The 9,136-nt window shown below is 75.0% G+C and carries 6 protein-coding genes; 3 read left to right on the top strand and 3 right to left on the bottom strand.

Going from position 1 to position 9,136, the window contains the following annotated elements:
* Positions 1 to 6 precede the first annotated feature (6 nt).
* The 3 genes from PV364_RS02865 (at position 7) to PV364_RS02850 (ending at position 5,218) form a co-directional block, all read left to right on the top strand.
* Positions 7 to 738, top strand: coding sequence for a transporter substrate-binding domain-containing protein (locus tag PV364_RS02865; protein ID WP_319657975.1), 732 nt, complete (start codon positions 7 to 9; stop codon positions 736 to 738).
* A 549-nt stretch (positions 739 to 1,287) separates the two neighbouring features.
* On the top strand, positions 1,288 to 1,827 hold the full coding sequence (locus tag PV364_RS02855; RefSeq protein WP_319657974.1) for an AAA family ATPase: 540 nt from the start codon (positions 1,288 to 1,290) through the stop codon (positions 1,825 to 1,827).
* A 427-nt stretch (positions 1,828 to 2,254) separates the two neighbouring features.
* Positions 2,255 to 5,218, top strand: coding sequence for a glycoside hydrolase family 2 TIM barrel-domain containing protein (locus tag PV364_RS02850; protein WP_319657973.1), 2,964 nt, complete (start codon positions 2,255 to 2,257; stop codon positions 5,216 to 5,218).
* Between the two features lie 216 nt (positions 5,219 to 5,434).
* Here PV364_RS02850 and PV364_RS02845 read toward each other — a convergent pair whose 3' ends face one another.
* The 3 genes from PV364_RS02845 to PV364_RS02835 all read right to left on the bottom strand — a co-directional run bounded on the left by PV364_RS02845 (position 5,435) and on the right by PV364_RS02835 (position 9,052).
* Positions 5,435 to 6,601: an MBL fold metallo-hydrolase gene (locus PV364_RS02845; RefSeq protein WP_319657972.1), complete on the bottom strand. Its 1,167-nt coding sequence runs from the start codon at positions 6,599 to 6,601 to the stop codon at positions 5,435 to 5,437.
* Between the two features lie 158 nt (positions 6,602 to 6,759).
* Positions 6,760 to 7,191 (bottom strand): PPOX class F420-dependent oxidoreductase, encoded by a 432-nt coding sequence (locus PV364_RS02840; protein WP_319657971.1) that lies wholly within the window; start codon positions 7,189 to 7,191, stop codon positions 6,760 to 6,762.
* Positions 7,192 to 7,198: 7 nt separating this feature from the next.
* Positions 7,199 to 9,052, bottom strand: coding sequence for a DUF2264 domain-containing protein (locus PV364_RS02835; RefSeq protein WP_319657970.1), 1,854 nt, complete (start codon positions 9,050 to 9,052; stop codon positions 7,199 to 7,201).
* Positions 9,053 to 9,136 lie beyond the last annotated feature (84 nt).

The following is a 9,136-nucleotide window of genomic DNA, read 5'->3' as shown; positions in this document are numbered from 1 at the left end:
GGCCCCATGACCATCGCGACGACCGACGTCATCGAGGACTTGGCCCCCACCGGGGTTCTGCGGGCCTCGATCAACCTGGGCAATCCGGTACTGGCGCACGGCACCGAGCGGGAACCCGGCGGCGTGACGGTCGCCATCGCACGGGAGGTCGCGGCACGGCTCGGCATGCCGGTGGAGTTCCTGTGCTTCGACGCGGCCCGCACGTCCTACGAGGCGATGGCGACGGGCCTGGCGGACCTCTGCTTCCTGGCCGTGGAGCCCGCCCGCGAGGCGGACGTGGCCTTCACCGCTCCGTACGTGGTGATCGAGGGTGTCTACGCCGTGCCCCAGGACTCGTCAATCGGCACGGCGGCCGACGTGGACCGGCCGGGCGTGCGCATCGGCGTGAAACGGGGCTCGGCCTACGACCTCTTCCTCACCCGCACCCTGCGGCACGCCGCGGTGGTGCGCGGCGAGGAGGGAGTGGAGGTGTTCCTCGCCGAGGGCCTGGAGGTCGCTGCGGGCATCCGCCAGCCCATGACCGGCTTCGTCGCGGCCCACCCCGGACTGCGGCTGGTCGACGAGCGGTTCATGGAGATCCGGCAGGCGGTCGGCACGACCCGGAAGCGGCGGCCGGAGACGGTCGCGTTCCTGCGTGAGGTGGTCGAGGAGTTGAAGGCCGGCGGTTTTGTCGCCGCCGCGCTGCAGGACGCGGGGCAGTCCGCGACGCTGGTGGCGCCGCCCGCCCAGGGGCATTGACCCGCAGCGTCGTTCACGCGGGTGTTGGGTGGGTGGCCGCCGGGTGCGCGACAGGGCGCCCCGCACAGACACGCTCGACCAGCAGCCGCCTGCCGTGAACGGTCGGCCGGGCATCGCGGTGGGACACGAAGACCTCCGTGTGGTGCAGTCCTGGACAGCTCCACCGCACCGGAGGTCTTCGCCTTGATCAAGCCCGCCCCGGTGTCGGCAACGCTCGCGACCAATACACCTGGGCCCTGGCCGCACGCCGGCTCGCCCCCGGCCGCCGCTGGAGTCGCCCCCGCCTGCGGTGCGTCGGGAGGCGGAGAATCCGAAGCGTCCTCCTCGTCGTGGGTCGCCGGGACGATCCGGCAGCTTCCCCCGGGCCGCGTGCCGTGGGGGCATCCCGTGCCACGGCCCCGCGGCCCTCGCGGCCGGCGCCACCGCGTTGCCACGGGCGGGGACGGGCGGCGCGGCGGACCGCCGCCGACGGCGGCGGCACCCTCGACACGTCGACGAAGTCGGCTGGGATGAGACATTCCGGCCACGGCCGGTGGTTAAGGTCGCGTCATGTTAGCCGTGTTGGTCAACGGTCTGCCCGGTGCCGGGAAGACGACGCTCGCGCGGGCGCTCGCCCGCGAACTGGAACTCCCCCTGCTGAGCAAGGACTCCGTCAAGGAGACGCTGGCCGACACCCTGGCGGCGCTGCGCCCGGCGGACCGGCCCGCCCGGGAATGGAGCCGGTCACTGGGGGCCGCGGCCGCCGAGACACTGTGGACGCTGCTGGCGGACGCGCCGAGGGGGGCGGTGCTGGAGAGCCCCTGGCTCGCGCACACGCGACCGCTGGTGGCCGCGGGGCTCGCGCGCGCCGGGGCCGACGACGTGCACGAGGTGTGGTGCGCGGTACCCGCGGAGACGGCGCGCCGCAGGGTCCGTGATCGGGCCCCGCTGCGGCATCCGGTCCACACCGAGGTGACGCGTTTCCCGGAGGAGGACTGGCGGTTGTGGGTGCAGGGCGCGGTGCCGCTCGCCCTGGGCCGGGTGCACCGGGTGGACACGACCCGTCCGGCGGACGTCAAGGCGCTGGCCCGCGCGATCACCGGGGGGTGAGGCCCGCGGGCGGCCACCCGGGCTTCCCCCCGCGGGTTGCCGCAAGGGACTGCGCAAGGCCCGCGCGCCGCCGTAGCCTTCCGGTGCGAAGGCCGGTCGGCGAGGGGGCGCAGGGGGCCGCCATGAGGGGCACGTCCCTGGGCATCCGCACGGCGGGCCGCCACCGCCCGCGACCGTGCACCGCCGCCCTCGTCGCAGCGGGAGGCCGCCGGTGCCGACGCGGCCGGAACACCCGTACGGTTCCGGCCCGCGCCGCACGGTGCGCGCCCCGGGCGTACGGCGTCCGGCGTGGTCCCTCCCGGCGTACCGGGGCGCCTCCTGGCGCCGCGCCCCTGCCCATGATCACCTTCGTCAGCGGGTGGCCCGCACCCTCACCGTCCACGAGCCCGGTACGCCGGCCGGCGCGCCGGGCCGACCGAGGAGCCGTATGAGCATGCCCCAGCCCCGGCAGGCGTCCACGCGGACGCCCGGGGCACCGGAACTCCCTTACTACGAGGACTTCTCCCCCGGCAGAGGCGCCCTGCCGCCGCGCGCCTGGACCCCCGCCTCGGACGCTGCGCGGCTGAGCCTGAACGGCCTGTGGCGGTTCCGGCTGTCCCCGGCCGCGGAAGCCGAGGACACCGCCTTCGTCCGCCAGGACTTCGACGCCTCGCGCTGGGACATGCTGCCGGTGCCCTCCCACTGGCCGCTGCACGGCCATGGCGCGCCCTGGTACACCAACGCCCGCTACCCCTTCCCCGTCGACCCGCCGCACGTCCCCACCGAGAACCCGACGGGCGACCACCGCCTCGCCTTCGCGCTGCCGGAGACCTGGCCGGCCGGCGGCGAATGCGTCCTGCGCTTCGAGGGCATCGAGTCCTGCGCGCGGATCTGGCTCAACGGCGAGGAGCTGGGCGTCTTCAAGGGCAGCCGGCTGCCCGCCGAATACGCGGTGGGGCACCTGCTGCGCCCGGTCGGCAACGTGCTGGCCGTCCGCGTCCACCAGTGGTCCTCCGGCAGCTACCTGGAGGACCAGGACATGTGGTGGCTGCCGGGCGTCTTCCGCGACGTCACGCTGCTGCACCGGCCGGAGGGATGCGTGCCCGACTTCTTCGTGCACGCCGCGTACGACCACACCCGCGGCGCGGGCACGCTGCGCGTCGACGCCCCGTCCGGGTGCCGGGTCACCGTGCCCGAGCTCGGCGTCGACATCGCCGCAGGCGCGTCGGTCACGCTGCCCGTCGAACCGTGGAGCGCGGAGGTCCCGCGCCTGTACGCCGCAGAACTGGCCGGCGAGGGCGAGCGCGTCCCGTTCCGGATCGGCTTCCGCACCGTCGCCGTCGAGGACGGCGTCCTCACGGTGAACGGCCGGCGCGTCCTCTTCCGGGGCGTCAACCGGCACGAGTTCCACCCCTCGCACGGGCGGGCCCTGGACCTCGCGACGATGCGCGAGGACGTGCTCCTGATGAAGCGTCACAACATCAACGCCGTCCGCACCAGCCACTACCCGCCGCACCCCGCCTTCCTGGAGATGTGCGACGAACTGGGCCTGTGGGTCGTCGACGAGTGCGATCTGGAGACCCACGGCTTCGGCGAGGTCGGCTGGGCCGGCAACCCCGTGGACGACGACCGCTGGACCCCGGCGCTGCTGGACCGCGCCGACCGCATGGTCGAGCGCGACAAGAACCACCCCTCGGTGGTGGTCTGGTCGCTCGGCAACGAGTGCGGCACCGGCCGCGGCCTGTCCGCCATGGCCCGCCGCATCCGCGAGCGCGACCCCGACCGGCCGATCCACTACGAGGGCGACCTGTCCTGCGCCGACACCGACCTGTACTCGCGGATGTACGCCGACCACGCCGAGGTCGAGCTGATCGGCCGGCGCGAGGAGCTCCCCTGGGGCGACCCGGAACTGGACGCCAGGCGCCGCGCGATGCCCTTCGTCCTGTGCGAGTACGCGCACGCCATGGGCAACGGGCCGGGCGGCCTCGCCGAGTACCAGCGGCTGTTCGAGGCGCACGAGCGTCTGCAGGGCGGCTTCGTGTGGGAGTGGATCGACCACGGCATCGCCCGCCGCACCCCGGACGGCCGCCGGTGGTACGCGTACGGGGGCGACTTCGGCGAGGAGATGCACGACGGCAACTTCGTGTGCGACGGGCTGCTCTTCCCCGACCGCACGCCGTCACCCGGTCTCGTCGAGTACAAGAAGGTGATCGAACCGGTCCGCATCGAGGGCGATGCCGCCGCGGGCACCGTGCGCGTCACCAACACCCATGACACCGCGGACCTTTCGCATCTGCGCTTCACCTGGACGTACGAGGTCGACGGGGTCACCGCGGCGCAGGACTGCCTGGCCGTGCCGCCGCTGGCACCCGGCGAGTCGACCGAGCTGAAGCTGCCCGAGCCCGCCGCGTCCGACCTGGCCGGGGAGGCGTTCTGGCAGGTGAGGGCGGTCCTGCAGCGGGACATGCCGTGGGCGGCGGCCGGGCACGAGGTGGCCTGGGGCCAGTGGCCCGCGCTCGTCCCGTCCACCGCGCGCGCCGCCGCGGGAGGTTCCGCGCCGCACTCGCCGCGGGCCGCCGAGGGAGGTGTCGTGCTGCTCGGTCCCGGTACGTTCGACGCGGCGGGCGGGGAGCTGCGCCTGATCGACGGCTACGCGGTCCGCGGTCCCCGGCTGGACGTGTGGCGGGCCCCGACCGACAACGACGAGGGCGCTCCCTGGCAGCCCGACGAGCGCTACGGGCAGTTGTGGCGGGAGGCGGGGCTGCACCGCATGCGGCACCGCGTCGACGAGGTCGTGGTGGAGGACGGCGGCCTGACCGTGCGGACCCGGGTCGCCCCTGCCGCCAAGGGGTTCGCGCTGCGCACCGTCTACCGCTGGACCGCCGACGGCGACCGGCTGCGTCTGGAGGTCGACGTCACGCCCGAGGGCGTGTGGACGCTGCCGCTGCCCCGGCTCGGCGTCCGGCTCGGCCTGTGCTCCACCCTGACGTCGGCCGAGTGGTACGGCGGCGGACCGGGCGAGGCCTACCCCGACACGCGCACGGCGTCCCGCATCGGCCGCCACACGGCGCCGGTCGAGGCACTGCAGACGCCCTACGTCCGCCCGCAGGAGAACGGAGCCCGCGCCGACGTGCGGTGGGTGCGGCTGCGCCGCGAGGACGGCACGGGAGTGGCCGTCGAGGGCGAGCCGCCCTTCTGGTTCACCGCCCGTCCGTGGACGACCGAGCAGTTGGACGCCGCCGCGCACACGACCGCGCTCGTGCCGGGCGACACCCTGTGGGTCAACCTCGACCACGCGCAGCAGGGCATCGGCAGTCAGTCCTGCGGCCCCGGCGTGCTCCCCCGGTACCGGCTGGACGCCGCCCCCGCGTCCTTCTCGTTCACCTTCTCCTCGCTGACCGGCGACCACTGACCGGGGACCACCGACCGCGGCGCCGCCGGACGGATCCCACCGTCCGGCGGCGCGCCGGGGCGCAGGCCGGGTACGGCGGCCCCACCCCCGTCAGGAGCACCCACGTCAGGAGCAGCGATGAAGCGCGGATCGTTCTGGGGCCTGGACGGCTGACCCGGCCGGCCCGCGGGACGGCGCGGGACCGGGCCGGGTCGGCGGTCCATCCGGGGAGGCCGGTTATGCCGTGGCGGTGTCCGCCTGCGGAGCGGCCGTCCCGCTCCCGTCGGTGAGGGCGGGCCAGGCGCGGCCCTCGCCGCCCTTGGCGACAGCCCGCCACCAGGGGTCGAGGGCCAGACCGGCGGCGGGCTCGAAGGGCTCGCCGGGGCGGGGCACGGCGACCCGGGCGCCGGAGGCCAGGGCGGCGGCGACGGTGCCCTCCGCGGGCGCTTCCCAGGGGTGCGGCGCGAGGTTGAAGGTGCCCCAGTGGATCGGCAGCATCAGTTCGCCACGCAGGTCGCCGTGGGCGCGGACGCCCTCCTCCGGCGTCATGTGGATGTCCGGCCAGAACTCGCTGTAGGCGCCGATCTGCACCATCGTGGCGTCGAAGGGGCCGTAGGAGGCGCCGATCTCGGCGAATCCAGGGAAGTAGCCGGTGTCGCCGCTGTGGTAGACGCGGTGCTCGGGTCCGGCCACGACCCAGGAGGCCCACAGGGTGTGCTGGGTGTTGCGGATGGCCCGGCCGCAGAAGTGCCGGGCGGGTGTCGCGGTCAGGGTGAGCCCGCCGACCTGTGTGGACTCGTGCCAGTCCAGCTCGGTCATGCGGTCCGCGGGGACGCCCCACCGCTCCAGGTGCGCCCCGACGCCGAGCGGGACCACGAAGCGCGTGCCCGTACCGGCCAGCGCCTTGATCGTGGGCATGTCGAGGTGGTCGTAGTGGTCGTGCGAGATGACGATCGCGTCGGCCTCGCCCAGTTCCCGCAGCGCCACCGGCGGCCGGTGCAGCCGCTTCGGCCCGATGAAGGAGAAGGGGGAGCAGCGCTCGCCCCAGACGGGGTCGAAGAGCACGCGGTGCCCGTCGATCTCGGTCCAGACGGTGGAGTGGCCCATCCAGGTGAGCCGCAGTCCGGACGCGGGCGGCGCCGCCAGATCCGCAAGGGTGGACCCGTACAGCGGGATGTCGCCGCCCGGGGCGCGGCGCACCCGGTCCTCCTTGCGGAAGTAGGAACGCGCGAACCGCAGCATGGAACCCGAGGGCGCCGTCCTGGCGCTCACCGGGTTCGTGAAGACGCCGTCGGCGAAGTGGGGCGACCGCTGGATGCGCTCCATCCTTTCCCCGTAGGGATTGTCTCCGAAAGCGGGGATGAGACGGGCGAGCGGAGAACGCTTCGGACTGGAGCCGGTCACGGCACCTCCCGGTAGTCGGCGGTCACGATCGCGCCGTGACCGTGGGGGTCCCGGCAGCACCAGTATGTACAGCGACAACTCCTACATCGGTCATTCCAGTTCCGCGCCCCGTTGTCCATCCTGTGCGCGTCCTGTCACGGGGCGCGGACCCGGCGTGGCTATCCCCCGGCGCGGGGCTGCCCGTAGGCGCGCTCCACATGCAGCTTCAGGACCAGGCGCTTGTCCTCCACCATGGCGCGCCGGTAGTCGTCCCAGTCGGGATGCTCGCCCTGCACGGCCCGGAAGAGGTCGACGAGTTCCTCGACGGTCGCGTCGTTCCGGTCCGCGGCGACGGGGGTGAGTTCGGCCGTGCCCTCGGCGACCGTCCACGCCCAGCGGTCCGCGGTGGTCACGTGGTAGCTGGCGCGGGGGTCGCGCCGCAGATTGCGGGTCTTGGCGCGGTCGTCGGTGAGGGAGACCCGCAGCACCCGGGTCGCGGGGTCGTAGTGGTGGGTGACGTTGGAGATCTGGGGGCGGCCGTCCCGCTTGATCGTCACCAGCTCGCCCCCGTTGGTGTCGGCGAGCAGTCGCAGCAGTTCCGTATCGCTCATGCCCGCCTCAACGACCGTCCGGGGCAGAGGATTCCACCACCGCGCCGCCCGGGGTGAGGCGCACGTGGTGGGCCGTCCCGTCCGCCCAGTGGACGGTCACCTCGTGGCCGGCGGAGGTGGAGCGCACCTCGGCCTTCGCCGCCGCGGACAGCGGCTCCGGGTCCGGTGCGCCGGTCAGCCGCGCGGCGCACACGAAGAGGTCGCCGCTGCCGCCGTCGCTCCGGCCGGCGCCGGTGGTGACGCCGTCGGCGGCCGGGACGACGGCGTGCGGGGTGCACGCGGTCGGCGCGGGCGGCAGCGCGGGGGCGTCGGTGAGTCCGTGCAGCGGCAGCAGCTCGGAGCGCAGCCCCTCCCCCGCCGGCCAGCCCGTCTGCCGTACGGCCGTGCCGGGCTCGGCGCCGGTGACCAGGTGGACGCGGACCTCGGCGGCGCCGCGCGCCAGGACGACGGCGACCACGTGCACGCCCCGGCCCGCCGTGGAGCGCGAGGCGGCCCAGCCCTCGCCCGCGCCGAGCGGGACGATCCCGCTCCGCGCGGTGACCGAGCCGTCGGCAAGCACCGGGCCGAAGTGGTTGTCGGGCGGATCCGCGGCGGACACCGGCGCCGTGGCGCTGGAGTACGCGAGGCGGGTGTAGTGCGGGTCGTAGCGGGCGTCCTCGCTGCCGTGGTTGTGCAGACGGACGACGCCGTCCGCGACGGTCGACTGCAGCAGCCAGTTGGGCGCCGGGAGCGCGGTCAGCGCGTCGGCCCGCTCGGCGGGCGCGGCCTCCTCGGGGGCCGTCCACACCTCGTGGTCCGCAGGGAGCAGCAGTCCGAGGAAGCCCTTGCTCGCCCAGTACGGGGACGCGGGGCCGGAGTACGCCTGGAGCACGGGCTCGTACGGGCCGTGCCACCCCAGCGACAGCAGCCCGTCGGGTCCGGCCGCGCCGCGGTCGAGGAAGTGGCGCAGGGCGCCGGAGGCCAGCCGCCGGGTGGTGCCCGCGGTGAGCGGGGTGTGGCCGGTGAGCGCGCCGAGCCACAAGGGGCAGGCGGTGGCCATGCGGTAGGTGAGGGAGCGCCCCTGGTGCACGGGCGAGCCGTCGGCACCGAAGAGCCGGGCGTAGTCGGCGAGGTGGACGCGCAGCCGCGCGCCGTAGCGGTCGAGGCGGTCGGTGTCCCCGGAGAGCCACGCCTCCAGCACGGGGTACAGGTGCAGGGCCCAGCCGTTGTAGTAGTCGAAGGCACGCCGGTCGCCGTCGGTGTACCAGCCGTCTCCGACGTACCAGCGCTCGATGCCGTCCAGGCCGCGGGTGACGGCCTCCTGGTCGCCGAGGAAGCCGGCGACGGTGACGGGGAACAGCTCCCAGTTGCAGGCCCAGGGTTCGGCGGTGACCGCGCGGGCCAGCCACGCGCGGGCGCGCTCGCGCACCGCGTCGTCGAGCCGGTCCCACAGCCAGCGGCGGGTCAGGCGCAGCGCGAGGGCGATCGAGGCGGCCTCGACGAGGGGCTGGCTGCGGTCGGCGACGACCGGCCAGTCCTCGGGTCCATCCCCGCCGGGGCGGGCGGTGCCCGCGGCCAGGCCGTCGGCGTACCGTTCCAGGAGCCCTTCCGGGTCGTCACCGTCGGCGCCCGCGACGCGGATCGCGGCCAGCAGGAAGGTCCGCGCGTAGCCCTCCAGCCCGTCCGAGCGCACGCCCGAGCTGCTGGGGCGGCCGCCGGGCAGGTGGTACAGCGCGCGGCCCGGGGTGGCGTGCGGGGCGACGGCCGCGAGCAGTCCGTCGGCGACGGCCTCCCAATGGGCCCGGGTCCATCCGGTGCACGGGCTCAGCACCCGGTCCTCGGGCGGCAGGACGAAGGGGTGCGGGGGCGCGGAACGGGTCACGGGGTGGCTCCTCTCCGGCCGCTGGGTGGGCCGTCGTGGACCCTACCCGCGGGGGCAAGCGCTCTCTAGACCGCCTGCGGACGT

It is taken from the genome of Streptomyces sp. MI02-7b, assembly GCF_033793585.1.
Classification (GTDB): domain Bacteria; phylum Actinomycetota; class Actinomycetes; order Streptomycetales; family Streptomycetaceae; genus Actinacidiphila.
The sequence above is the reverse complement of the archived record's forward strand: the minus strand, read 5'-3'. Positions and strand labels throughout refer to the sequence as shown.